This is a genomic window from Spirillospora sp. NPDC127506, from assembly GCF_040302145.1.
Taxonomy (GTDB): domain Bacteria; phylum Actinomycetota; class Actinomycetes; order Streptosporangiales; family Streptosporangiaceae; genus Spirillospora.
In genome coordinates this window covers 81,693-105,937 of sequence record NZ_JBEORG010000019.1, presented here as the reverse complement: position 1 = coordinate 105,937, position 24,245 = coordinate 81,693, and the positions used below count along the sequence as shown (strand labels likewise).

The 24,245-nt window shown below is 73.7% G+C and carries 21 protein-coding genes; 9 read left to right on the top strand and 12 right to left on the bottom strand.

Features of this window, described 5'->3' with window-relative positions; all coding sequences use genetic code 11:
• Positions 1-10: 10 nt before the first annotated feature.
• From ABTW95_RS19605 to ABTW95_RS19595, 3 genes are all read left to right on the top strand, one after another.
• Entirely contained in the window at positions 11-1,462 is a 1,452-nt protein-coding gene (locus tag ABTW95_RS19605) for an SWIM zinc finger family protein (RefSeq protein WP_500227003.1), read from the top strand.
• On the top strand, positions 1,459-4,098 hold the full coding sequence (locus ABTW95_RS19600; RefSeq protein ID WP_500227002.1) for a hypothetical protein: 2,640 nt from the start codon (positions 1,459-1,461) through the stop codon (positions 4,096-4,098). Before ABTW95_RS19605 ends, ABTW95_RS19600 begins: the two co-directional genes overlap by 4 nt.
• A 74-nt stretch (positions 4,099-4,172) precedes the next feature.
• A complete protein-coding gene (locus tag ABTW95_RS19595; RefSeq protein WP_396446077.1) occupies positions 4,173-4,715 on the top strand; it encodes a methylated-DNA--[protein]-cysteine S-methyltransferase in 543 nt (180 codons plus the stop codon).
• A 21-nt stretch (positions 4,716-4,736) separates the two neighbouring features.
• Here the strand turns inward: ABTW95_RS19595 and ABTW95_RS19590 are convergent, their stop codons facing one another.
• From ABTW95_RS19590 to ABTW95_RS19565, 6 genes are all read right to left on the bottom strand, one after another.
• Positions 4,737-5,648, bottom strand: a complete 912-nt coding sequence (locus ABTW95_RS19590; protein WP_500227001.1) for an oxidoreductase — start codon at positions 5,646-5,648, stop codon at positions 4,737-4,739.
• A gap of 126 nt (positions 5,649-5,774) precedes the next feature.
• Complete coding sequence (locus ABTW95_RS19585) at positions 5,775-6,263, bottom strand: glutathione peroxidase (RefSeq protein WP_500227000.1); 489 nt, start codon at positions 6,261-6,263, stop codon at positions 5,775-5,777.
• A 44-nt stretch (positions 6,264-6,307) separates the two neighbouring features.
• Positions 6,308-6,463, bottom strand: coding sequence for a hypothetical protein (locus ABTW95_RS19580; protein WP_168444831.1), 156 nt, complete (start codon positions 6,461-6,463; stop codon positions 6,308-6,310).
• Positions 6,464-6,634: 171 nt separating this feature from the next.
• Positions 6,635-6,793, bottom strand: a complete 159-nt coding sequence (locus ABTW95_RS19575; protein ID WP_396446080.1) for a hypothetical protein — start codon at positions 6,791-6,793, stop codon at positions 6,635-6,637.
• Between the two features lie 85 nt (positions 6,794-6,878).
• Positions 6,879-7,172, bottom strand: a complete 294-nt coding sequence (locus tag ABTW95_RS19570; RefSeq protein ID WP_396446081.1) for a hypothetical protein — start codon at positions 7,170-7,172, stop codon at positions 6,879-6,881.
• Positions 7,173-7,247: 75 nt separating this feature from the next.
• Complete coding sequence (locus ABTW95_RS19565; RefSeq protein ID WP_500226999.1) at positions 7,248-8,351, bottom strand: LCP family protein; 1,104 nt, start codon at positions 8,349-8,351, stop codon at positions 7,248-7,250.
• Positions 8,352-8,507: 156 nt separating this feature from the next.
• Between ABTW95_RS19565 and ABTW95_RS19560 the strand changes: the two genes are divergently transcribed.
• On the top strand, positions 8,508-10,562 hold the full coding sequence (locus ABTW95_RS19560; protein ID WP_500226998.1) for an ABC transporter ATP-binding protein: 2,055 nt from the start codon (positions 8,508-8,510) through the stop codon (positions 10,560-10,562).
• Between the two features lie 9 nt (positions 10,563-10,571).
• On the opposite strand, the gene ABTW95_RS19555 is transcribed toward ABTW95_RS19560, so the two are convergent.
• The gene (locus ABTW95_RS19555; protein ID WP_500226997.1) at positions 10,572-14,150 is read right to left on the bottom strand and encodes an AAA family ATPase; all 3,579 of its coding nucleotides are present in this window, start codon (positions 14,148-14,150) and stop codon (positions 10,572-10,574) included.
• Positions 14,151-14,335: 185 nt separating this feature from the next.
• On the opposite strand from ABTW95_RS19555, the gene ABTW95_RS19550 reads away from it, so the two are divergent.
• Positions 14,336-14,674: an STAS domain-containing protein gene (locus tag ABTW95_RS19550; RefSeq protein ID WP_500226996.1), complete on the top strand. Its 339-nt coding sequence runs from the start codon at positions 14,336-14,338 to the stop codon at positions 14,672-14,674.
• An 81-nt stretch (positions 14,675-14,755) separates the two neighbouring features.
• Here ABTW95_RS19550 and ABTW95_RS19545 read toward each other — a convergent pair whose 3' ends face one another.
• The 5 genes from ABTW95_RS19545 to ABTW95_RS19525 all read right to left on the bottom strand — a co-directional run bounded on the left by ABTW95_RS19545 (position 14,756) and on the right by ABTW95_RS19525 (position 20,362).
• The gene (locus ABTW95_RS19545; RefSeq protein WP_500227025.1) at positions 14,756-15,529 is read right to left on the bottom strand and encodes an SGNH/GDSL hydrolase family protein; all 774 of its coding nucleotides are present in this window, start codon (positions 15,527-15,529) and stop codon (positions 14,756-14,758) included.
• An 87-nt stretch (positions 15,530-15,616) separates the two neighbouring features.
• On the bottom strand, positions 15,617-16,216 hold the full coding sequence (locus ABTW95_RS19540) for a GTP-binding protein (protein WP_396446160.1): 600 nt from the start codon (positions 16,214-16,216) through the stop codon (positions 15,617-15,619).
• A gap of 40 nt (positions 16,217-16,256) precedes the next feature.
• Positions 16,257-16,712: a DUF742 domain-containing protein gene (locus tag ABTW95_RS19535; protein ID WP_396446087.1), complete on the bottom strand. Its 456-nt coding sequence runs from the start codon at positions 16,710-16,712 to the stop codon at positions 16,257-16,259.
• Between the two features lie 30 nt (positions 16,713-16,742).
• Positions 16,743-17,192: a roadblock/LC7 domain-containing protein gene (locus tag ABTW95_RS19530; protein WP_358451981.1), complete on the bottom strand. Its 450-nt coding sequence runs from the start codon at positions 17,190-17,192 to the stop codon at positions 16,743-16,745.
• Positions 17,189-20,362 (bottom strand): sensor histidine kinase, encoded by a 3,174-nt coding sequence (locus ABTW95_RS19525; RefSeq protein WP_500226995.1) that lies wholly within the window; start codon positions 20,360-20,362, stop codon positions 17,189-17,191. Before ABTW95_RS19525 ends, ABTW95_RS19530 begins: the two co-directional genes overlap by 4 nt.
• Positions 20,363-20,694: 332 nt before the next feature.
• Here ABTW95_RS19525 and ABTW95_RS19520 point away from each other — a divergent pair, with 332 nt between their 5' ends.
• The 4 genes from ABTW95_RS19520 to ABTW95_RS19505 are packed head-to-tail and all read left to right on the top strand — an operon-like array spanning position 20,695 to position 24,237.
• Positions 20,695-21,795, top strand: coding sequence for an ABC transporter substrate-binding protein (locus tag ABTW95_RS19520; RefSeq protein ID WP_500226994.1), 1,101 nt, complete (start codon positions 20,695-20,697; stop codon positions 21,793-21,795).
• Positions 21,792-22,568, top strand: coding sequence for an ABC transporter permease (locus ABTW95_RS19515; protein WP_396446090.1), 777 nt, complete (start codon positions 21,792-21,794; stop codon positions 22,566-22,568). Before ABTW95_RS19520 ends, ABTW95_RS19515 begins: the two co-directional genes overlap by 4 nt.
• Positions 22,565-23,368 carry an ABC transporter permease gene (locus tag ABTW95_RS19510; protein ID WP_396446091.1) on the top strand — a complete coding sequence of 268 codons (804 nt, stop codon included), beginning with the start codon at positions 22,565-22,567 and terminating at the stop codon, positions 23,366-23,368. Before ABTW95_RS19515 ends, ABTW95_RS19510 begins: the two co-directional genes overlap by 4 nt.
• A 56-nt stretch (positions 23,369-23,424) precedes the next feature.
• Positions 23,425-24,237: an ABC transporter ATP-binding protein gene (locus ABTW95_RS19505; RefSeq protein WP_396446092.1), complete on the top strand. Its 813-nt coding sequence runs from the start codon at positions 23,425-23,427 to the stop codon at positions 24,235-24,237.
• Positions 24,238-24,245: the final 8 nt, after the last annotated feature.

Here is a 24,245-nt window from a genome sequence, read left to right as displayed (position 1 = left end):
GTTCTGCGGCATGGCGAGCAGCACAGTGGCGGCCGGAGCCGCGCAGTCGTACACCTACACGCGGCCGTCCGGGCTGGACTCGGGCCTTCTCGGCCTGTCCACGTCCGGCGGGACGACGAGCAGCGGGCCGCAGGCGCACCCGCACTTCTTCAGCGGCGTGCTCACCCAGGCGGCCCCGGCCGCAGCGGCGCTGCTCGCGCTGGCCGACGTCGCCCAGACCCGGTACTTCCAGCCGCGGCCGACGTCCTTCCGCGACCCGGTCGTCACCTGCAACGGCGACCGGATCCGGATGGAGTCGTTCTCCGCGTGCGGCGGCGTCTACGCCAGGCTGGACGTGCTGGAACCGGCGCTGGACGGCGAGGTCCACGAGCGCGGCACGACCAACGTCGACGTCAACGGCCCCTTGCGCGAGGCCCTCGCCCGCGTCGGCGGGTCCGATCCGCTGCACCTGGCGGTCGGCGCCGAGGAACTCGCCGTGACCACGATGGACGGCGCGGTCGTGGAGAAGAAGGTGCCGCTGCCCGACCGGTGGCTCCGCGGGTTCGCCGAGGTCCAGGTCATCACGGCGGGGTTCGACCTCAGGGGCGAACTCAAGGGTCCGGACGCGGTGCGGTTCCTGCGGTCGCTGCCCAAGCGCGCGCGGGAGGCGCTGTGGGTGGTGCCCGCCGGGCGGACGATGCGGATGTCGTCCCGTCCGGTGCCGGGCGCGGTGTGCCTGGCGGGGCCCGACCGTCTGCGGACGATGCTGCCGCTGCTGCGCTTCGCCAAGGCCATGCGCGCGTACGGGCCGGCCGTCTCCAACGGCAGCGGCCCCGTGTCGAGCGTGTGGGAGCTCGAACTTCCTGGGATGCGCTACGTCCTCACCCTGTCTCCCCGGCATTCGCGCGGCTTCTCCGGTGAAGGCGCCGTCCTGGAGGACATCTCCACCGACCAGGCCGCCGGAGACGCCGACCTGCTCGGCGCGCTGCTGTCGTTCGAGCCGCGCGTGGAACCCGGCCTCCTGTCCGAACGCTCCGGACTCGGCCTCGCCCGGACGAGGGCGGCGCTGACCCAGCTCGGCACGTCCGGCCGCGTCGGCTTCGACACCGCCGAGGCCGCGTTCTTCCACCGGGAGCTGCCGTACGACCCGGCGCGCGTCGCCGCGCTCAACCCGCGGCTGCGCTCTGCGCGGGCGCTCGTCGAGGACGGTGCCGTGCGGTTCACCTCCGGCGACAGGGCGACGGTGCTCACCGACGGCGGCGAACGGGAGGTCCGCTTCGACGGCGACCGCGCCACCTGCACGTGCCCGTGGTGGTTCGACCATCGCGGTGAGCGCGGGCCGTGCAAGCACGTCCTCGCCGCCCGCATCGTCCGCCGCGAGGCCGGGCGGGGCGGGCCGGTCGGGCAGGGCGGGCCGGTCGGGCAGGGCGGGCCGGTCGGGCAGGGCATGGACACCGCGCGGGCCGCCGGGGCCGGGCGATGAGCGCGTGGGAGGGCGTCCGCGAGGCGGTCGCCGCCGCCGACCCGGAGCGGGTCGCACGCCTGGTCGCCGCCCTCGACGACGACGGCCGGCGCGCCCTCGCCGAGGAGCTCCCCGCCCGGCTGAAGGAGATGCGCGCGGCGTCGCCCTACGGAATCCTGGACCAGAGGATGAGCGAGCCCCTCGTCGTGGCCGGCGCGGGCGCCATCGGCGGGCCCGCCGCCGCGGCCTCGTGGATATGCCGCAGGGAGCTGCGCCCGTGGTGGAGCGCGGACGGCTACGCGGCCCTCTGCAGGGCGCTCACCGCGGTCACGGCCGGCCGGACGGACGCGTGGCGGGCCGACGTCGCGCACCGCATCGCCGCGCGGATCCGCGTGCCGGACGTCGACGGGATGCTCTGGCACGCGGCGGCGGCCCTCTGCAGGGCGGCGGGTGCGGCTCCCCCGGCCACCGACGGCTTCGTGGTCGGCTGGGCGAGCATCGGCGCCCGCCCCGAGGCGCTCGGCGAAGACCCGTTCCTCGGCGCGCTCCTGCCGAAGCTGTTCGAGGCGGACGGCGTGGGAGCCGCCCTCGCCGCCGACGCGACACGGGCGCGGTGGGACGCGACCCGCGAATGCACCTGGGCCGACTCGCTGTCCGGCCTGGCCCGCGCGGGGCGGATCGAACGCGCGGTCCTCCTGGACGGCTGCGTCAGCCGGTTCCTGCGCGGCGGCACCCCCCACGGCCTGCGCTGGTTCGTCCGGCTCCACGACGCCCTCGCGCCCACCGGCGAGGAGGCGGCCGCCCGGGTCCGCGACTACGTGCGCCTGCTGCCGGCCGCGCCGCCGACCGTGGCCGACCTGGCGCTGCGGCACGTCCGGCAGGCCGACGACCTGGGGCGCCTGGACGCGGCCCTGTTCGAGGAAGCCGCCGGCGCGCTGCTGTTCCGCCCCGAGAGGAAGCTCGTCCGAGCCGCGCTGACCTGGCTCGACCGGACGGCCCGCAAGCGCGACCGGGCCGACGCCACGGTCCGCGCCCTCACCGCCGCCTTCACCTCCGACGCGGTCGACCTGCGGGACCGCGCCGTGAAGATCGCGATCCGGCACGCGGCGCGCACGAGCGAACCCGTCCGCGAGGAGGTCCGGGACGCCGCCGGCGGCCTGCCCGCCGACCGGCGCGCGGCGATCGCGGCGGCGTTCGGCGAGGTCACGGCCGCCGCCGAAGCGGAGCCGCCGGCGGGTCCGCCGCCGTTCGTCCCGCGCGCGGCGCCCGCGCCCATCGGCTCGCTCGGCGAACTGGCGGAGGAGTTCGCCGTCCTGCTGCACACGGAGGAGGACTGGCCCGCGACCGAACGCTTCGTGGCCGCTCTGGTCGGGTTCGCCCACCGCGACCTCGCCGGCACCCGCGAGGCGCTCCGCAAGCACGCCGACGCCCTGGCGCCGTGGATCACGAGACCCGACGAGCACGTCTACATGCGCGGCTACGTCGCGGAGAGCTGGATCCAGTTCCCAGTGCAGACCCTGCTGCTCCCTGGCGGGACGCACAACCTCGCCGGCGTCTTCGCGGCCCTGGCCATGCGCCGCTCCCGCCCGGCCGGGTCGCTGAACGACCCGCAGCTGAAGGGGTTCCTCAGCTGGAGGCTGCACGAGATCGCGTCGGCCGTGGGGACGGCGCCGCTCCTCCTCGCGACCCCGACCGAGGCGAGCGGCCACATCGACCCGGACGTCCTGGTCGGCCGCCTCGAACGCCTTGAGGCGGCGGGCCGTGCGCCGGGACCGGCCGACCTGCTGCAGGCGATGCTCCGCGTTCCGCGCGAGATCGACCCGGCGGCCGCGGTGCGCGCCAAGGGACTGGCCTCCGACGCCGGCCGGGCGGTCGCGTCCTGGCTCGCCGCGGGCGGGCTCGCCGACCCCGTCGTCAGCTGCACCGTCCGCGACGCCCCGGCCGCGACGGCCGCCGAGCGCGCACTCCGGTTCCCTCCCCAGGTCCGGTCCATCGTGGAGATGCCCGGCGACTCCGCGATCGGCCGCCTGTGCGCTTTCCCCGAACCCGGCCGGCGGGGCCCCCGGCCCCACATGGACCACTGGCCGGCCGTCCTGCCGTCCCACCGCGACGTCGTCGCCGCGCACCTCGTCGCGTGCCTGGCCGGCGCGCAGGACGAGGACTGGAACCAGGGCGGCGTCATGCTGGGCCTGGCCGAGGCCGACGGCCCCGCGGGCTCCGCCACCGGGACCCTCCTCGCGTACACGCTGGCCCACCGCGGCCAGGACCAGCGGGCGAAGGCCGTCGAGGCGCTCCTCGTCCTCGCCGCCCGGGACGCGCTCCCGGCGGCCGAGACGGGCGCCGCCCTCGGCAGGCTCGCCGCGCTGGGCCGCATCCCGCTCCCCCGCACCCTCAAGGCCCTCACGGCCGCCGCCGACGCGGGCGCCTGCGCAGGCGTCTGGGCGATCCTCGCCGCCGCCCTCCCGCACGCCCTGCCCGCACCGGGCGAGCGCGCCCCGGCGGGCCTCCCGGCCATGATCACCCTGGCGGCCCGCCTGGCGGAGGTCACCGGCGCCGGGGGCCCCATCCCGGAGGTCGCGGACGTGGCGGCGCGCGGCGGATCCAGCCGCCTGGTCGAGGAGGCCGCCCGCCTCCACCGCGTCCTCACCGCAACCTGAGGACGTGTGCCGGTGTCCACGAAGATGTCGGTCCCGCATGGGACGCTGGACACACCGGGAAGGAGCGCCGCACCATGACCGAGACCCTCGCGTTCGGCACCGTCGACACCGTGCTCGGCCGCCTGCTCGTCGCGGAGACCGAGACCGGAGTCGTCTCGCTCGACTTCCGCGACACCCCGGCGGCGCGCGCCCGCGCGGCGAAGGCCACCGGCCTGCCGGTGGTGGACGCGCCCGGCCGCCTGGCCCCCGCGCTCTCCGCCCTGCGCGACTACTTCGCCGGGGACCTGAAGTCCTTCGACGTCCCGATCGACTGGCGGCTGACCTCCGACGCCCAGCGGCAGGTCCTCACGACGCTGTACGAGTCCGTCCCGTACGGGAAGGTCGTCACCTACGGAGAGCTGGGCGACCGCAGCGGCACCGGCGTCCACGCGCAGGTCGTCGGGCAGATCATGGGCAGCAACCCGATCCCCCTGATCGTCCCGTGCCACCGCGTCGTCGCCTCGAACGGCCTGGGCGGCTACAGCGGCGGCTCCGGCGTCGAGATCAAACGCTGGCTCCTCATGCTGGAGGGCTCCCTGCCCGCCACCCTCGACTGGGACATCACCCGCGCCCCGTGAACCCGCCCGCCGGCGGTCGGGTCAGGCGCGGGCGCTCGGATCGGGGGCGCAGGTGACGCCCGTGAGCGCCTCGGAGACCTCCCAGAGGCGCTCGCCGTGGCGGTTCGCCTGCGGGGGCGCGGGCACCTTCGCGGGGGCGCCGCGGTACTGGAGCAGCCTGGGGCCGTAGCAGGCGCCGCCCTCGACGTCCGCCGTCGCGGCGTACAGGGACGGCAGCGCGCCCGCGGCCGCGGACTGGGCCATCAGCGCGTTGCCGATGCCCATGGCCTTCTCCAGCAGCGCGCTGCCCTGCATCTTCGGGCCGGTCTGCTGGAGGTTCGTCGCGGCGTAGCCCGGGTGGGCGGCGACGCTGGTCAGCTCGGGGACCCGGCGGTCCAGCTCCTTGGCGAAGACGAGGTTCGCGAGCTTGGCCTGGCTGTAGGCGGTCCACTTGCGGTACCGGCGCTCGCCCTGCAGGTCGTCGAAGTTCAGCCGGCCCGTCCAGGCGAAGCCGGACGTCACCGTGACGACGCGGGCGGACGCGGCGCGCAGCGCGGGCAGGAGCAGGCCGGTCAGCGCGAAGTGGCCGAGGTGGTTGGTGCCGAACTGCATCTCGAAGCCGTCGGCGGTGGAGCGGCGCGGGATGGCCATGACGCCCGCGTTGTTGACGAGGATGTGCAGCGGGTCGGCGCCGTACCGGGCCGCGAACCCGCGGACGGACGACAGGTCGGCGAGGTCGAGCGAGCCGAGCGTGAGGTCGCAGCCGGGCGCGGCGGCCCTGATCCGGTCGTGGGCGGCCTGGCCGCGCTCGGCGCTGCGGCAGGCCAGCACGACGGACGCGCCGTGCCGCGCGAGCTGCAGCGCGGTGTGGTAGCCGATCCCGCTGTTGGCCCCGGTGACGACCGCCCGCCGGCCGGAGAGGTCGGGGATGTCGTTCGCCGTCCAGCCGCCCATGGGCACCTCCGCGTCCTGTCGGACATCACAAGCTAGACGGGGCATCGAATAGAGCGCAAACGCGCTCCGCTGTGGCGCGATTCACACCTGGCCCGCACCGCGCCGCAGCGGAGGGCGCGGCCGCGCTCAGGCGGGGAGGTTCTTCTCGATGGCGGCGACGACCTCGGCGGACTCCGGTTCGGCCTGCGGCGCGAACCGGGCCGCGACCGCGCCGTCCGGGGCGATGAGGAACTTCTCGAAGTTCCACCGGATGTCGCCGGTGTAGCCCCCGGCGTCCGGGACGCCGACGAGGCCCTGGTAGAGGGGGTGCCGGCCGTCGCCGTTGACCTCGATCTTCTCGGTCATCGGGAACGTGACGCCGTACGTCGCCGAGCAGAACTCGGCGATCTCCTCGGCGCTGCCGGGCTCCTGGCCCATGAACTGGTTGCAGGGGACGCCGAGGACGGTGAAGCCGCGTCCCGCGTACCGCTCCTGCAGCCGCTCCAGGCCGGAGTACTGCGGGGTCAGGCCGCACTTGGAGGCGACGTTGACGACGAGCACGGCCTTGCCCCGGTACTGCGCGAGGTCCGCGGAGCCGCCCCGCAGACCGTTGATCTCTACGTCGAAGACAGACATGAGGCCGATACTAGAACGTCACTCCACCGATCGGCCCCCGCCGGTCACTTGCCCAAGGCGTTCACGAAGGCGGCGAGCTGGTTGCCCGCCTGGCCCAGCTGGTCGAAGGCGTTGTTCACCACTCCGGCCGCGTCCGTCGGTGAGCTCAGCAAATAGAAGATGACGAAGGCGATCGCCACATAGCGGAGGTTCTTCTTCATCCGTACGCCGTCCCTGGTTCGTAGCGCGCGACACAACTGACCCGATCCAATTGTGCCCAGGCGCGTCTGCCCGCAAAGCGCGATTTTACTGTGACGCGCGCGCCACCGCTTGATGCCCCGGACGCCAAGAAGCCCCGCACCGCAGGGGGTACGGGGCCCGCGAGCCGTCCGTCAGCTCGGGATCGCGCTCATGAACTGCGACAACGACTCCGCCGCGCTGCCGAGCCCGCTCAGGGCGTTGTTGACCAGATGCGCCGCCCCCTCGGGCCTGCTGATGACGTACCACGCCACGAAGGCGATGGCGGCGATCTTCATATGCTTCTTGTTCACTTCAACCACCCTCTGCGGTCGACTGCCTACGCAGAGTGTTTCCCAGGGGCGGCCGGACAGAGATCAACGACAGGCAAAGAGAGGGTCAGGTCCCGTTGGAGTGCTCGGCGATGTACCCGATGTACAGGGGCCTGAGCGCCTCCCCGACCTCGCCCTCCCCCGCGTGGGTGAACTCCTCCAGCAGCGACAGGCCGTGGAGGAGGTCGAACTCGGCGCGGCCGACCTCGCCGGTGACCGCCGCCGCGGCCGGGATCGCGCGCAGCAGCTCCCACAGGAAGCCGATGTCCCGCCGCTCCCTGGCGAGGTCCATCGCGCGGCGGTGCAGCTCCTTGGACGACAGCTCGTCCAGCTTCGCGGCGTTCGGCGTCTCTTCCGGCATGATCCGACTGTAACCGCGCGGACGCCGCCCGCGTCACCCGGCGGCGGTCACCCCGCGGCGGTCACCCGGCGGCGGTCACTTGGTGACGACGTCCTGCGGAATCGGCCGGTCCTGCTTGAGCGCGTCGAACAGCTTGGCCGCCTTGGCCTTGTCCCACGTGATGTACGACCCGGCCGTCGCCGAGCTCCCGCCGCCGCCGATCGGGACGGTCGTCGTGACGCCCCCGCCGCCGCTGACGCCCTTCATCGCCCACATCATGCGGACGAGGTCGTACAGGTGGTCGTTCTCGTCCACCAGGAAGTTGCTCGTGGCGTTCATCGCCAGCGGCACGCTGCGGAACGGGTTGAACATCGTCCCCGGGCTGGTCGCCTTCTTCATCAGCGCGGCGAAGAACTGGCGCTGGTGCTCCACGCGCTCGAGGTCGGCGCGGGCGAACGCGCGGGTGCGGACGTAGCCGAGCGCCTGCCCGCCGTCCAGCGTCTGGCAGCCGGCCTTGAGGTTGAGGCCCGCCTTGGGGTCCTTGATGTCGTCCTTGACGCAGATGTCGACGCCTCCGACGGCGTCCACCACGCCCACGAAGCCGCCGAAGCCGATCTCGGCGTAGTGGTCGATGTGGACCCCGGTGGCCTTCTCCACGGTCTGCACGAGCAGCTTGGGGCCGCCGAACGCGAACGCCGCGTTCAGCTTGTTCGACCCGCGGCCCGGGATCGGCAGGTACGAGTCGCGCGGCAGGCTGATGAGGGACGTCCCGCCGGAGCCGTAGTGCAGCAGCATCATCGAGTCGGTGCGGCGGCCCCTCGCGAACCCGGTCGCGAGCCGCTTCCGGTCGGCCTTCGACAGGCCCTCCCGGCTGTCGGACCCGACGATCAGCCAGTTCGTCCCCGGGGTGTCGGCGACGCGCCCCGGATAGTCGACGAGGACCGACTCCCGCTTGAGCCGCGAGTCCAGGTAGAAGTAGCCGCCCACGACGATCAGCAGCAGCACGACCGCGACGGCGCCGAGCACCCGCGGCCACCGCCGCCGGCGGCGCCGGACCGGCGCCCCGCCGCGCGGCCCGCCCCGGTCGTACCGCGCCCCGGCGAGCTGGTCCCCCGCGTACGGGTCGTCGTACGGGTCGTACCCGTCTCCGTACGGGTCCCGCCCGTAGGCGGCGTGCTTATGCGCCCGGCCCTCGTTCATGGGTAGACCTTAGACAACGCGGAGGGTGCCGCGCGTCCATCCCTCGCATGATTGTCGGCTCGGACAAATCACCGCGCTATGTGACTTATGAAGCGGACACCGTCCCCCTTACGGCGCACACTGCCCCTGGGCAGGTGCACGCAGGGAGGGTGGCGCATGGGCGGACGACCGCGTTCTTCCAGGTGGACCCGCCGCCGGAAGGGCGGCGGGCGGCGCGGCGAAGGCTCCGCCTCGTCCGGCCTCCCGGAGCTCACCGCGCCCCGGTGGCACGAGAAGGACAAGGAGCTCGCCGAAACCGGCCTCGGCACGGTCGCGCGGCGGCTGCCGGCGGTGATCGCGCAGGCTGCCGGGCTGGCCTGGCGGGCGAGCCGGGTCGACACGGTCGCGACGGTGTCCCTCAACCTCGTCGCGGGCGTCTTCACGGCGTTCTGGCTGCTGGCGACGACCGGGGTGCTCACCGCGCTGTTCAGCGCCGGCCCGACGCCCGGCCGGGTCCGGGACGCGCTGCCGTCGTTGGCGCTGGTCGCGGGCGCCGTGGCGCTGCGGGCCGCGCTGCAGGCGGCCGCCGGCTGGTCCCAGTCGCGGCTCAACCCGCAGGTGCGGCGGCTCGCCGAGCTGCGGCTGTACGAGACGACGACCGCCGTGCACCTGACCGCGCTGGACGACTCCGACTTCCTCGACGACCTCCAGCGCGCGCAGACCCGCGGCATGACGTCGGCCCCGCGGGTCGTCCAGCAGGCGGTGGACGTCCTCACCGGGCTCGTGGGCATGGTCGCGGCGGCGGGCACGCTCGGCGTGCTGCATCCGCTGCTGCTGCCGCTGCTCCTGCTCACCGCCGTCCCGGAGGGGTGGGCGTCCGTCCGCAGCGCCCGGATGCAGTACCTGACGATGCTGTCCCTGGTCGAGGTCATGCGCCGGAAGTGGATCCTGTCGGACCTGATGGTCGAGCGGAAGCACGCCGCCGAGGTGCGCTCGTTCACCATGCGGAAGTTCCTGCTCGACCAGTACGACGTGTCGGCCGCCCGCCAGCGGAGCGTCGAGCTGGACCTGGCGCGCCGGCAGACGGTCGCGCGGGTCGCCGGCGACATGCTGAAGGGCGTCGCCACCGCGGCCGTCTACATCGCCCTCGGGGTCATGCTGTGGAAGGGCGCGGTGCCGCTCGCGGTGGCGGGCACCGCGGTGCTGGCGATCCGCTCCGGCCAGTCGTCCCTGGCGAACCTGGTCTACGCGGTCAACCAGTGCTACGAGGAGGGCCTGTACTTCGGCGACTACCTGAACTTCTGCGAGGCCGCGCAGCAGCGGATCCCGAGCCGCGCCCTCGCGCCGGCGCGGGCGGGCGGGAGCCTGCCGGACGACTTCTCCCGCATCCGGGTGCGCGACGTCGTGTTCACCTACCCCGGCGCGGACGCGCCGTCCCTCAACGGCGTGTCGCTGGACCTGCGCAAGGGCGAGGTGGTCGCGCTCGTCGGCGAGAACGGCTCCGGCAAGACGACCCTTGCGAAGATCATCGCCGGACTGTACGACCCGGACTCCGGCGACGTGCGGTGGGACGACGTGCCGCTGAGCACCGTCCCGCCGCAGGACGTGTGGGAGCGCATCGCCGTCATCGCGCAGGAGTACACGCACTGGCCGATGACCGCGCGGCAGAACATCACGATGGGGCGCGGCCGCGACCACGCCGGCGGCGCCGAGGACCCGGAGATGCTGGCCGCCGCCCGCGCGTCCGGCGCCGACGAGGTCGTCGCGGAGCTCTCCCTCGGCTACGGGACGCTGCTGGACCGCCGGTTCAAGGGCGGCGCAGACCTGTCCGGCGGCCAGTGGCAGCGGTTCGCGGTGGCGCGCGGGTTCTTCCGCGACGCCCCGCTGCTGATCTGCGACGAGCCGACCGCCGCCCTGGACGCGCGGACCGAGCACCAGCTGTTCGAGCGCATCCGCACCCACGCCGACGGCAGCTCCGCCCGGCGCACCGTCCTCCAGCCCCCACCCACCGCCAACCAATCGACGAGCTCCGCTCGGCGTACTGTTTTGCTGATCACGCATCGGCTCGCCAGTGTGCGATACGCCGACCGGATCTACGTCCTGGAGCGCGGCCGGGTGATCGAGGAGGGCGACCACGAGGCCCTGATGGCGCGCGGCGGCCTCTACGCCGACCTGTACTCCCTGCAGGCGGCCGCGTACGGCGCGGACGGCCCGCGGGCGCAGGCCGGCTAGCCGGGCGGGCTAGATGTAGAGGCCGTAGCCCGCGTCCTCGTCGCGGGGCGGGGCGTCGGGGAGGTCCTCGGGGCGCAGCAGGACCACCTCGCCCGCGCCGACGTCGCGGCCCGCGTCGTCCCGGGCGGTGATGCGCTGGGCCTGCCGGGAGATCGCCGCCTCCAGCAGGTTGCGGACCAGCCGGGCGTTGCCGAACGAGGCGCCGCGCGGGTGCGCGGCGATGCGGTCGCGCAGCGCGTCCAGCAGGCCGGGGGCGAGCGCGAACCCGGCCTCCGCCGCCATGAACTCGAAGATCGTGACGAGCTCGTCGTCGGTGTAGTCGGGGAACCGCAGCCGCTTCGGGAAACGGGACTTCAGCCCCGGGTTGGCCTCCAGGAACCGCTCCATCTCGGCGTCGTAGCCGGCGACGATCACCACCAGGTCGCCGCGGTGCTCCTCCATCAGCCGCAGCAGCTCGGCGATCGCCTCGTGGCCGAAGTCGCGCCGGTCGCCGCCGGAGGACGACAGCGCGTACGCCTCGTCCACGAACAGCACGCCGCCGAGGGCGCGCTCGACCGCGCCGCGCACCCGCGGCGCGGTCTGCCCGACGAACTCGGCGACGAGGTCGGCGCGGGTGACCTCCACCAGGTGCCCGGACGACAGCAGGCCCAGCCGGGCGAACACGGCGGCGATCAGCCGCGCGATCGTCGTCTTGGCGGTGCCGGGGTTGCCCATGAACACCATGTGCCGGGCGGGGGGCGACGGGGACACCTTGGCGTCGCGCCGCAGCTGCTCGGCGCGGACCTCGGCGACCAGCGCGGCCACCTCCCGCTTGATGTCGGCCAGCCCGATGAGCCGCTCCACCTCGGCGAGCGGGTCGCCGGGGACGTCCTCGCGGCCCCGGGTGAGGGTGTCGGGGACGTCCTCCAGCAGGATCTCGTCGAGGGACTCGCCCTCGTCCACGATCCCGTCGGCGAGGACGCGGCGGCCCTGCATCGCGACGGCGCGGTCGAGCAGGTTCGTCATGATGCGGACGTTGCCGAGCCCGCGTTCGCGCGGCGCGGCCTCGACCAGCGCGCGGACCTTGTCGAGCACGCCGGGCGCCAGCGCGAACCCCGAGTCGGCGGCCTTGGCCGCGAAGACCTGCACCAGCTCGTCGTCGGTCAGGTCGGGGAACCGGATCGTGCGGGGGAAGAACTCGGCCAGGTCGGGGTGGGCCTTCAGCAGCCCGTTCATCTCCGCGTGCGGGCCGGTCAGCACGACGACGAGGTCCTCGGTGTGCGCCTGGACGCTGGTCAGCAGGACGTCCAGCACCTCCCGGCCGCGCGCGGCGTCCGGCGCCGCCGAGACCAGGGCGTGCGCGTCCCGCACCAGCAGGACGCCGCCGTGCGCCTCCTCCACCGCGCGCCGCACCCGCAGCACGCTCTCCGTGGCGTACTCGCCGAGCAGGTCGGCGCGCTCCACCTCGACCAGGTGGCCGGACGACAGCACGCCGAGGTCGGCGTAGATGCGGCCGAGGATCCGCGCGATCTTGCCCTTGCCGGTGCCGGTGCTGCCGGTGAACACCAGGTGCCGGGGGCGCGTCCGCGCGGTCATGCCGGCCTCCCGGCGCAGCCGCGCCGCCCTGGCCTCGGCGATGAGCGCGTCGACCTCCCGCTTGACGGGCTCGATGCCGATGCAGGCGGCCAGCTCGGCGAGCGGGTCGCTGTCGGCGGGGCGGCCGGCGATGAGGCGCTGCGGCAGGTCCGCGTCGACGACCTCGGGGGCGCCGTCCGCGCGGGCGCGGGCGGCGGCGACGGCCTCGCCCGCCATGTGCTCGGCGAGCCGGGCGCCGCGCAGGTTCAGCAGCGGCGGGGTGCGGCGCAGCATCCCGCCGGCCGCCGCCGCGACCGCCGGGGCGACGCGCGCGCCGCGCCGCGCGACGGCGAGGGTGAACAGCTCGGCGAAGTCGTCCTCGGTGAAGTCGCGGGTGCGGGCGACGTCGAACGCCCGGACCAGCGCCGGGTTGGCGTCGAACAGCCGCCGGTCGCCGCCGGGCCGGCACAGCGCGATGACGTTGAGGGACGGCGCGCGGGCCATGAGCCGGCGCAGCTCCTCCGCGGCGGCCGCCCCGCAGCGCTCGTTGGCGGCGAGCTTCTCCAGGTCGTCCACGACGAGGAGCATCCGCCCCTCCAGGCAGTCGCGGACGCGGGCCTGCAGCCACAGGACGGCGTCGCTGACGCCCAGCGACGCGAACACCTGGTCGGAGATCCACTGCGCCTCGCGGACGGCGCCGCCCTCGGCGAGCATCGCCTCGGCGATCTCGGCGGCGGTGCCCTTCCCGGTGCCCTCCGGGCCGGCGATGAGCAGCCGGACGGCCCGCTCCCCCGCGAGCCGCGCGGCCACCGCGTCCCGCAGCGCGCGGGCCAGCTCGGGCTGCCCGACGAGCCCCGGCTCCGGGATCGCGGCCCGCCCGGGGCGCTCCTTCCCGGCCTCCGCGCCGCCCTCTTCACCGGCCTCCCCGCCCGGCCGCCCGGGCTCGAACTTCAGCGTGTTGAAGACCCGCTTGGCGGTGAACAGCCGCCGCAGGTCGGTCTGGAACGGGCGCACCGGCACGCGGCACTTCGGGCTGACCGGCGCCTCGGGCAGCCCCTGCACCGCGCCGGTGATGCGGACGGCCATGTCCACCCAGGCGCGGGCCGCGTCGGCCTCCCCCGCGACCAGTCCCCGCGCGAGCCACGCGCGCACGGCGTGCTGCCACGCCTCGGCGGAGAAGCCCTCGCGCGCCGCGCGGAACCGCTCCTCCACGTTCTCGTACCGCGCGGTGCCGAGCACGACCGCCAGCTCGGCCGGGACGACCCGCGCGTCGGCCGCCAGCAGCAGCCGGGCGAGCGCGACGTCGGGGTGGTCCCCGTCGGCCACGGCGCCGGACAGCCGCTCGTGCGCCGCGTCCAGGCCCTCGCACGCCCATCCCAAGTACCCGACCGGCCCCGCCAGCTCCGGCAGGACGGCCAGCTCCTCCTCGGTCAGCCCGGAGGCCCACGCGGCCTCCAGCCGCCTGTTGGGGACGGCCATGTCCAGCTCGCGCAGCGCCGGGTCGGCGGCCCGCCGGTCGAACAGCCCGATGAGCGCCCGGCGGCGCCGCTCCACCGGCTCCAGCCCCTCGAAGACGTCCAGCCCGGCCCGCGCCAGCTCGAACATCACCGCGCGCCGCTCGGGGTCGTCCCCGGCCGGCTCGGGCAGCCACAGTCCGGGCGGGCGCCACCGGCCGCCCTGCGTGAACCACGCCGACGGGTCCCGCACGGCCGACTCGGGCGTCGCCAGGAAGTCCGACAGGAGCTCGTAGTCGACATCGCCGCGCGACCCGCCGCGGACCGCCGACGCGCCCAGCAGGAACGTCAGCAGCGACCACTGCTCGGCGCCCGCCGCGCTGGTGCGGTCCCCGTAGAAGTCGCTCAGCCGCCGGGTCAGCACGACCGCGCGCTCGTCGGTGTTGTAGGCGACCGCCCGCTCGCGGATCTCCTCGTACAGGCCGTCCGGCACCCGCCACGGCCCGTGCGCGTAGACGTCCAGCACGGGCTCCTCGGTGAGGAGCAGTTCGAGATGGTCGGGCAGCCGGGGGGCACTCACTGAGTCCGTCTCCTACGCAGCGGCGGGGCGTACACGTCCGACAGCACCCTATGACCCGGCGGGATCGGGCACACCCCGTCGCGGCGGGTTGGCATGCGGCCCCCCGTCGGCGATAGTTGTCGGACGGAAAGCGTTTCCCGGACGGCCCTCCGGGCGGCGCTGGGCTCACAGGAGGGGATCCCCCCGTGCCACCTTTGCAAGTGACCGCGCGGTCGGACGGCGGGCGGACCGTCGTCCGGCTGTGCGGAGAACTCGATATCGCCTGCACCGAGGACCTGCGCAGGGGCCTCGACGCGGCGCGCCGCGAGCACGGCGAGGACCTCGTGCTCGACCTCGCCGACCTGGAGTTCATGGACTCCGGCGGCCTGTCCGTCATCGTCGCCTGCTACAAGGCCGCGACCGCCGCCGGCGGCAGCCTCACCCTCGCCGGCCCCCGGCCCATCGTCCGCCGGGCACTGGAGATCACCGGCCTCCACCGCAGGATCCCCGTGAAGGCGACCCTGCAGGAGGCCCTCGCGCCCTGAGGCCGCCACGCCCTGAGGCCCCCGCGTCCCGGGTCCGCACGTCCCGGGGCGCGTCACACGGCCCGGCCCATCACCCGCCCCTCACAGGGGCAGGGGGGTGGGGCGCTTGGGGCTGCGCCCGTCGCCGGAGGACCGGCCGGTCGCCCGGCGGCCGATCCACGGCACCAGGTAGGTGCGGGCCCAGCGGACGTCCTCGCGGCGCATGGTGAGCCAGTCGGCGCGGTCGAGGGGCGGCCAGGGCTCGCGCCAGTCGCCCTCGACGGGGACCCCGATGACGTTCGCGACGAGGAGCGCCATGCGGCGGTGGCCCTCGGGCGACAGGTGGAGGCGGTCCTCGTGCCAGGCGCGCGGGTCGTCGAAGGCGCGCTGCGGCCACAGGTCGACGACGTCGCAGCCGCGGCGGTCGGCGATCGCGCGCAGGTGCATGTTGTAGGTCGCCGCCTTGCCGCGGATCCGCGCGCCGGAGCGCAGGCCGCGGGTGTCGAAGCCCGTGAAGATCACCACGCGGGCGCCGGTGCCGCGCAGCCGGCGGACCGCGTCGTCGAAGACCACGGCGAGCGCGTCCGGGTCGGCGCCCGGGCGGATCATGTCGTTGCCGCCCGCGCACAGCGTGACCAGGTCGGGCGCGAGCTCGACCGCGCGCGGCACCTGCTCCTCCACGATCTGCCGGACGAGCTTGCCGCGCACGGCGAGGTTGGCGTAGCGCAGCCCGGGGTTCCGCGCGGCGATGTGCTCGGCGAGCCGGTCGGCCCAGCCGCGGAACATGTCGTCCTCGCCCGGGTAGGGGTCGTTGAGGCCCTCGGTGAAGCTGTCGCCGATTGCCACGTACGTCTGGATCTGCTCCATTTCGCTCATCGCGACCCCCAGCACGGATTCATGGTCGATCACGAAGATTAATCATGCATCGTGCACACGACCTACGCGACCGTAACCCCGCGGCGGCTAGGTCCAGCTCGGCGAGGTGCTGCCCGGCTGCTGCGCGGGCGCGGCGGCGTGCGCACCGGCGGAGTGCACCGACATCGCGTGCTTGACCAGCGTGATCAGCACCTGCTTCGTGGATTCCCGGCTGCGCGCGTCGCACTGGACGATCGGCACGTGCGCGCTGATCGACAGGGCCTCGCGGATGTCCTCGACGGCGTACTGGAACTCGCCGTGGAACCCGTTGACGCCCACCACGAACGGCAGGCCGAGCTCCTCGAAGTAGTCCACCGCGGCGAAGCAGTCCTCCAGCCGGCGCGTGTCGACCAGCACGACGGCGCCGATCGCGCCGCGCACCAGGTCGTCCCACATGAACCAGAACCGGTGCTGCCCGGGCGTGCCGAACAGGTACAGGATCAGCTCGCTGTCGAGCGACACGCGCCCGAAGTCCATCGCGACCGTGGTGGTCGTCTTGTCCGGCACGGCCGACAGGTCGTCCACGTCGGCGCTGGCCGCGGTCATCACCGCCTCGGTGGTGAGCGGCATGATCTCCGAGACCGAGCCGACGAACGTGGTCTTCCCGACGCCGAAGCCGCCACCGACGACGATCTTGACCGAGGTCAGCTCGGCCTCTCCGCCGTGCGGCCCTGGGGCCGGGACCTGGTCAGAGCTTCCGAAGGCCACTGAGCACCCTTTCTAGCAAGCGGAGGTCCGGCTGTCCGCCGGCGGTGGTGGGGGACTGCGACTGGTGCAGGCGCAGCAGCCCCTCGACGGCCATGTCGGCGACGAGCACGCGCGCCACGCCGAGCGGGAGGCGCAGCAGCGCCGACACCTCGGCGACCGAGCGGGCGGACCGGCACAGGTCCATGATCGCCCGGTACTCCGGGGTCAGCACGGCCACGTCCCGCGGCGGGTAGGGCGCCGCGGTGACCAGCGCCTCGATGGCAAGGTCGTAGCGGGGCTTCGTGCGCCCCCCGGTCACCGCGTAGGGCCGCACCAGCGAGCTGGACTCGCTCTCCTCGCGTTCGGGCGGCCGCCCCTGCGCCGGGACCCGGCCCTGGTCACCGGACCAGCGTCCGGGCCCGCCCGGACCGCCTCCGTAGTGACTGCCTCGATCCATGTCGCCGACCTCCGTCAGAGTCAGTCACGGTCAATAGCGGGCCGGGCCGGCACCCATCTCGGTCACCGGCGGCCCGGAGTACGGAGGCTGCTGCTCCTGGGCGCGCAGCGCGGGGGTCAGCACCCGGCCCACCCGCTCCACCAGCAGCGTCATCTCGTACGCCACCAGCCCGAGATCGCAGTCGGGCGCCGCGAGCACCGCGAACACCGACCCGTTCGTGATGGACATCACGAACAGCAGCCCGCGGTCCATCTCCACGACGGTCTGGTTCACGCCGCCCGCGTCGAAGATCTTCGCCGCGCCCTGGGTCAGGCTCATCAGCCCCGAGGCGATCGCCGAGAGCTGGTCCGCCCGCTCGGGCGGAAAGCCGGACGAGTACGCCATCGGAAGTCCGTCCGAGGAGACCACGACGGCGTGCGCGACCTTCGCGACACGGTCCGCGAAGTTCGTCACCAACCAGTTGAGATCCTGCCCGCTCACCGGGTGCCTCCTGTCTCGCCGTCACCCTGTGACGGCGCCTCACCTGACGTGCCTCCGCCGCGAGCCTCGTTGCGCCCGCGGTGGACGCCGCGCTGCAGGCTCGCGAAACGGTTGCGTACAAAGTCGGCCGACTGGCCGTGTCCCTGCTGAACCTGCGGCTGCTGGCCGGGCGGCTGCTGCCCCTGGGGCTGTCGTCCCTGCACAGACTGCCCTTGACCGGCACCGCTCGGCAATGGTCTGCCCGGAGGCGGCCCCGCCGGAGGCTGCGTCCCGGCGCCCGCGGAGGCGCCCGCCGCGGCCCGGCCGACCGCGCCGGGAACGCGGTTCTTGCCGGGCACCCGCTTGGGCAGCCCCACGCTCGTGCGGGACGTCGCCACCGGCTGCCGGGCGGCCTCGGCGGCGCGGAACCCCGCGTCGGCGGGCGACTCCCAACCCTTCACCGGATCCTCCCCGGATGTGCTTCCGGACCTGCGCTGGAACCATTCGGACTGCATCGCGTCGAAGATGGGCGACCGCTCGGGCACCCGCGGCGCCTTCGGCTCGGGCTGCGGCGCCGCGGCCCGCATGGCGGGCTCGGGGGCGGGCGGTTCCGGGGCGTACTCCTCGGCGGGCGCCGCGCCGTCGGCGTAGGGGTCCGCCGGCGCCTGGCCGGAGTCGCCGACCGGGATCGGCCCGGTCTCCCACGGGATCTGCCGCGCGGCGCCGGGCTCGGGCACCACCGGCTGCGCCTCCGGGACGACGGACTGCGGCCCGGTGCGGCCGCCCCGCCGGTAGACGCCGTTGCCCCCGGCGGAGCCGTGCTCGGCGGGCTCCTGCGGGCGCTCCTCGCGCGGCTGGAACAGCCCGTTCGGCGCGCCGTCGTCGGACGGGCGGCCCGGCAGGTGCGCGCCCGGCTCGCGGACGGGCAGCTCGCCCGGCCGGCGCGGCGGCTGCCGGTCGCCGGACTGGTACGGGTCGTCGGAGGCGCGGCGGCGGTCCCGCAGCGGGCGGCGGTCCATGGGCGACACCGCCGGCTGCGGTCCGGTGCCGGAGTAGCCGCCGACCGGGATCGGCCCCGTCTCGTTGACGACCGGCTGGGCATCGGTGCCGCCGCGGACCTGCCGCAGCGGCCCGGTGCCGCCGACCATGGGGTGCGCGCCGGTGCCGCCCGCGGAGGCGCCCATCGGCTGCCCGGCGGGGCCGTAGTCGTCCTGGCGGAACCCCTGCTCCCCGGTCGTCGTGAGCGCGGCGAGCTGGCCGTGCGAGCCGGACTCGCGCGGGCCGAGGCCGCGGGCGGCGAGGCCGCCGGAGTCGCCGGGCGTGACGACCGCGTCCGGGAGCACCACGAACGCGGTGAGGCCGCCGCCCTGGGCGGCCCGCAGCTCGACCCGGATGCCGTGCCGGACGGCGAGGCGGCCGACCACGAACAGGCCCATGCGGCGGGCGGCGGAGAAGTCGATGACGGGCGGGTTCGCGAGCCGCCAGTTGGCCTGCTCCAGCTCCTCCGGCGACATGCCCACGCCGTTGTCGGTGATCTGCAGCATGCAGCCGCCGCCGCTGAGCATCTGCCCGGAGACGGTGACCTTGGTGTGCTCGGAGGAGAACGCGGTGGCGTTCTCGACCAGCTCGGCCAGCAGGTGGACGAGGTCGTTGACGACGGGGCCGGCGACCGCCATGTCGCCTTGAACCCGCAGCGCCACCCGTTCGTATTGCTCAACCTCGGACAGCGACGCGCGGACGACGTCGATGAGCGGGACCGGCTTGTTCCAGCGCCGCACCTGCTCCTGACCGCCGAGGACGAGGAGGTTCTCCGAATTGCGCCGCATACGGGTGGCCAGGTGGTCCAGCCGAAACAGGTTGGCGAGCTGCTCCTCGTCGCGCTCGCTCTGCTCCAGCTCCTCGATCAGCCGCAGCTGGCGCTCGATGAGCGACTGGCTGCGCCGGGAGAGGTTGACGAACATCGCATTGATGTTGCCGCGCAGGACCGCCTCGTCGGCCGCCAGCCGGACCGCCTCGCGGTGGACCTCGTCGAAGGCCCGCGCGACCTGGCCGATCTCGTCCGTGGAGTCGATGTCGATCGGCTCGACCTCGATGCCGCCGGCCGCGGCCTCCGGGTCGCGCAGCCGGTCGACCAGGCCGGGCAGCCGGGTGCTGGCGACGTCGAGCGCGCCGGCCTGCAGCCGGCGCAGCGGCCGCACCAGCGAGCGGGCCACGACGATGACGGTCGCCAGCACGATCGCGAGGACGAGGAACAGCAGGATCCCGTCCCGGATCGCGTCGGTCCGCGCGTCGGACTCGGCGTCGTGCGCGGACACCGCGAGGTCGGTGGCGATGCTCTGCTCCACCGCGCGGAGCTTGTCGACCCGCGCACCGGCGTCGGCGGTCCAGCTGCGCGCGACCTTCGCGCCGAGCCTGACCCGCAGCAGCGGGGACGCGTCGGCGACGGCGAGGGTGCGCAGCCGGGTGAACTCCGCGCGGTCCAGCTCGGGGCCGGTGACGGTGTCCTCGAAGAGCTGCAGCTGGGCCGGGGTGGCGGAGTTGCGGAACGAGTTGATGCTGGTGTTCTGGTCCGAGCGGGCGTCCTCGACGGAGGCGCGGTCGATCGGCTCGAACCGCCCGTCCCACAACGCGGCGGAGATGAGCGCCCGCTCGCGGGACGCGGCGTCCTTGGCCCTCGCGAGGTCGGCGAGGGACAGCGCGGTCTGCGCGAGCTCGGGCGTCGGCGCGTCCTGGGACACCAGCAGGTGGAAGTCGGTGAAGTCGTCGATGAACTCGCTGTACTTGTCGATGATCGGGCCGGGCGCCAGGCGCGCGGCCAGCTGGCGCAGCGACCGGAGCTCGGTGACGCGGTTCACGACGTTCTTGAGCTGAAGCTCGACCGCGGGCGAGTCGGTATGGACGGCCGCGGCGGCGTCGCGCACCTTCCGCGCGGCGGCGTCGACCGATTCCTGGCGAGATTGGAGCGCTTCGGCGCTGACGGCCCGCGAACCGCCGGCCGCCCTTTCCGCCATCGCGTCGCGTTCATTCTCGACTTCGTGCGCGAGCGCAGTCAGTTGATTACCCAGAGTAGCCAACTGGCCTGTCCGCGCATAGGCGTCGGCGTTGTCCATCGACACCGATACGCGGTAGCCCGCGAGCAGCGCGGCCACGATCGTGGGCACCGCGATGAGGGCGAACAGACGCGTGCGCACGCGCCAGTTGCGCAGCTTGAACCGGCCTCCCAGAGAGCCTCTCTTCGGGGCGTCTTCCCTGGCAGGCGGGGCTGGCTGGGGGGACTGCGGGGCCGGCTCGGCCCCTTCGGCTTTCCGCACTGCCCTCCGCTACCTCTCCATGGATCGACCGCTCGCGGCGCACAGTGACCTGAACGAGATTCGGGTCGCGTCACCTCCCCGCACGACTGCGGGCAAGCGCCGAACATTGCAACACAGAGCCACCATCATGGCCAACCCGAATGATCACACAGGTCTGGACTTGTGATGCAGAGGATACGAATGTCACTGCCTGTTGACCTGTGTTCACGTTTATGCATGTAAAGCTCGCATCTCCCCCATGGTGGCGTCCCAGTGCGCTACGCTCCCCGCTCGTCGAAAGATCAGCTTTCGACCAGCTTCCCCCGCAAAATGGAGCGTTGTTCATGTCTGCTTCCCACCGCCGCGCGACCGTCTGTGGCGCCCTCGCCATCGCGGTAGCGCTCACGGCGGTCGCCTGTGGCGACTCCGATGACAGCAAGTCCTCGAATGGGCTGGAGAAGTCCCAGATCACCTTGGGGACCATGACCGTGGCCGACACCGCGCCGGTCCAGCTCGCGATCAGCAAGGGCTACTTCAAGGCCGAGGGCCTCAGCGTGAAGACGCAGGTCATCCCGGGTGGCGCCGCCGGCATCCCGCTGCTGAAGAGCGGCCGGCTGGACTTCAGCTTCGGCAACTACGTCTCGCTGCTGACCGCCGGGATCAAGGACCCCGGCTTCAAGCCGAAGATCGTCGCCGAGGGCTTCCAGAGCGGTCCGAAGACGCACACGCTGATGGTGCGCAAGGATTCCCCGTACCACACGATCAAGGACCTGGCCGGCAAGAAGATCGGCGTCAACACCAAGCGCAACATCAGCACGCTGCTGGTCCGCGCCGCCGGCAAGCCGGAGGGCGTCGAGTTCGACGAGGACAAGAACTTCGTCGAAGTGCCGCCGCCCGCCATGGAGCAGGCGCTGAAGTCCAAGAGCGTCGAGGCCGTCCAGGCGATCGAGCCGTTCGGCACCCAGATGCAGGAGAGCATGGGCGCCCGCATGGTCGCCGACCTGTCCAGCGGCCCCACCGCCGACTTCCCGATCGCGGGCTACGCCGCCACGGAGAAGTTCGTCAAGGAGAACCCGAAGACGGTCGCCGCCTTCCAGCGCGCGCTGACCAAGGCGCAGGGCGAGTGCGCCGACCGCAAGGTCGTCCAGGACATCCTGCCGACCTACGCCAAGGGCATCGACGCCAAGGTCGCGTCCACGATGAGCTACGGCACGTACCCGACCTCGCTGAACGCCACCCGCCTGCAGCGGGTCGCGGACGTCATGCAGCAGTTCGGCTACGTTGACAAGCGGATCGACGTCAAGCAGTTCATCGCCGCACCGTCGTCTTCATGAACCTTCGCCGTATCGCTTTCGGCGCCGCCGGGGCTGCCGGGGTGGTCGCCGTCTTCGAGGCCGTGAGCCGTGCCGGCCTCGTCGACGCGACCGCCCTGCCCCCGGCGTCGGTCGTTCTCCGGGAGGCCGGCAAGCTGGCCGTCGACCAGGAGTTCCTCACCGACGTCGGGGCGACCCTGAAGGCGTGGTTCGGCGGGCTCGCGCTGGCGGTGCTCGTGGCGGTGCCGCTGGGCGTCCTGCTCGGCTCGGTGCCCTTCCTCGGCACCGCCGCGCGGGCCCTGGTCGAGCTGCTGCGCCCCATCCCCTCGGTCGCGCTGATCCCGCTCGCCATCATCCTGTTCGCCAGCCCCACGCAGATGAAGATGTCCTTGATCTTCTATGCCTGCACGTGGCCGATCCTCATCAACACCCTGTACGCGCTCCGCGACGTCGACCCGGTGGCCAAGGAGAGCCTGCGCGCCTTCGGGTTCGGGGGGCCGGCGGTGCTGTGGCGGGTCTCCCTGCCGAGCGCCGCGCCGTTCATCGCCACCGGCATCCGGATCGCCGCCTCCGTCGCCCTCATCGTCGTGATCAGCACCGAGCTGATCGCCGGCGGGTTCAACGGCGTCGGCATCTACCTCGCCGACACCCAGTCCGGCGGCGGCCAGACCGACCTCATGCTCGCCGGCGCGGTGTGGGCCGGGGTCCTCGGGCTGCTGGCCAACCTCGCCCTGCTCGGGCTGGAGCGCGTGGCCTTCCGGTGGCAGAGCGCACGGGTGGAGGGGATCACATGAAGGTCCTGAAGGGGCTCCGCGGGTTCGCCGAGCGCGCGTGGCTCGTCGCGCTCGGGTTCGTCCTGTGGGAGCTCGTCACCCGCGCGGTGAAGGAGACCTACTTCCCGCCGCCGACCACGATCATCAAGACGCTGCACGGGCTGTGGTTCTCCGGTCCGGCGTCGCAGCTGTTCCTCACCGACGACGCGGTGGACGACTTCTCCACCAGCCTGGCGCACCTGTTCGTCGGCTGGGCCGCCGCCGGCGTGGCCGGTGTCGTGATCGGGGCGTCCATCGGCCGGTCGCGGACGATGAACGACCTGTTCGACCCGGTGCTGCAGTTCCTGCGCGCCGTGCCGCCGCCGACCCTGGTGCCGTTCTTCATCATGGTGTTCCAGCTCGGCGCGACCATGCAGATCGTCACGATCGCGTTCGGCGTGGTGTGGCCGGTGCTGCTCAACACCGCCGACGGCGTCCGCACCGTGGACCCGCTCCAGCTGGAGACGGCCCGGGTGTTCGGCGTCGGCCCGCTGCGCCGGCTGCTGACGATCATCCTGCCCGCCGCGGCCCCGAAGATCTTCGCCGGGCTGCGGGTGGCGCTGTCGTTCGCGCTGATCCTGATGGTCATCTCCGAGCTGTTCGGCAGCACGTCGGGCATCGGCTCCGAGCTCCTCATCGCGCAGCGCACCTTCGAGCTGCCGCGGATGTGGGCCGGGATCGTGATGCTGGGCATCCTCGGGTTCCTGTTCAACGCCGTGTTCATGCTGCTGGAGCGGCGGCTGCTGGCGTGGCACACGGGCGCCCAGCGGCTCGCGAGTTGACGATGACCGCCGCGCAGACGAACCTCAAGACGTACACACGAGAAAAGGCGGCCGTGATGCTTCAGATAACCGGCCTCACCCACTCCTACGCCGACGGGCACCTGGCGCTCGACGGGCTCGACCTGCAGGTCCCGGACGGGCAGCTGGTCAGCATCGTCGGCCCGTCCGGCTGCGGCAAGTCCACGCTGCTGCGCTGCATCGCGGGGCTGATCCGCCCCACGGGCGGGACGCTCACGCTGGACGGCAAGCCGATCGACGGGGTGCCCGACGACCTCGCCGTCGTCTTCCAGGACTACAGCCGCTCGCTGTTCCCCTGGCTGACCGTCCGCGACAACGTCGCGCTGCCGCTGCGCCGGCGCGGCAAGTCCAAGTCGGAGCGGCGCGCCGCCGCGCAGGAGGCGCTGGAGTCGGTGGGCCTCCCGGACGCGGGACGCAAGTACCCGTGGCAGCTGTCCGGCGGCATGCAGCAGCGCGTCTCGATCGCGCGGGCGCTGGCGTACCGCCCGTCGCTGATGCTGATGGACGAGCCGTTCGGGTCCGTGGACGCGCAGACCCGGGAGGACCTGGAGGACCTGGTCCTGCAGGTGCACCGGCACGAGAAGATGACGATCCTGCTCGTCACGCACGACATCGACGAGAGCGTCTACGTCGGCGACCGGGTCGTGGTGCTGAACCGCTCCCCCGCCCGGGTGCACGCCGACCTGCCGGTCGGCCTGCCGTCCGCCCGCGACCAGATCGAGACGCGGGGGCTGCCGGAGTTCGTCCGGCTGCGCGCGGAGGTGGGCCGGCTGGTCCGCGGCGGCGCCAAGGTCGCGGGCGCGGCGCCGGCCGCCGCGGGGCCCGCGCTGGGGTCGAAGCCTTCGCAGTGAGGACGGCC